2 protein-coding genes and 1 other annotated feature are annotated in these 583 nt (G+C 66.9%); both genes read right to left on the bottom strand.

All coding sequences use genetic code 11. The annotated features are described in order from the left end of the window. The coding region (locus D452_RS32015; protein WP_152498660.1) for an IS3 family transposase at nt 1-277 on the bottom strand (277 nt) is incomplete at its 3' end. Further along, nucleotides 155-268, bottom strand: a sequence feature (AL1L pseudoknot). (Overlaps the previous gene by 114 nt.) Further along, nucleotides 226-546: a transposase gene (locus D452_RS31600; RefSeq protein ID WP_026129718.1), complete on the bottom strand. Its 321-nt coding sequence runs from the start codon at nt 544-546 to the stop codon at nt 226-228. The genes D452_RS31600 and D452_RS32015, both read right to left, overlap by 52 nt. Nucleotides 547-583 lie beyond the last annotated feature (37 nt).

A 583-nucleotide genomic window follows, 5' to 3' on the forward strand; every position in this document is an offset into this window, starting at 1 on the left:
CCCGGTGGCCCTGCCGATTCAACTCTGCGTGGACCTTGCGCACCCCGTAGACACCGTAGTTGTCGGCGTGCACCGTGGCGATCTTCTCGCTTGTGGCCTCATCGGTGCGCGAGCGCAGCGACGGGGCCCGCGATTTGGCCGCGTAGTAGGTAGACGGGGCGATCTGTAGGGTGTGGCAGATCGGCTCGACCCCGAACTGGTGCCGGTGGACGTCGATGTAGGCGACTACTTGGTGTGTGGGCGGTCGAGCTCCGCCGCGAAGAAAGCCGACGCGGATTTGAGGATCGCGTTGGCCCGCTTCAGTTCGCGGTTCTCGCGTTCGAGTTCGGCCAGGCGTTGGGCCTGGTCGCTGGTGGTGCCGGGGCGGTGGCCGGCGTCGACCTCGGCCTGGGTGACCCAGTTGCGCAGCGTTTCGCGGTTGATGCCCAGCTGGTCGGCTACGCGGGCGATGGCCCCATCGCGGGTGGCCGAGTTCTGTCGGGCGTCCACGGCCATCCGGATCGCTCGTTCGCGCAGTTCAGGCGGGTACTTCCTCGGTGCTGGCATGTCTCTCATCCTTCCCAGGGTTGAGAGCCTCCATCAC

Origin of the sequence: Nocardiopsis prasina DSM 43845 (assembly GCF_000341265.1) — a bacterium.
GTDB lineage: Bacteria > Actinomycetota > Actinomycetes > Streptosporangiales > Streptosporangiaceae > Nocardiopsis > Nocardiopsis prasina.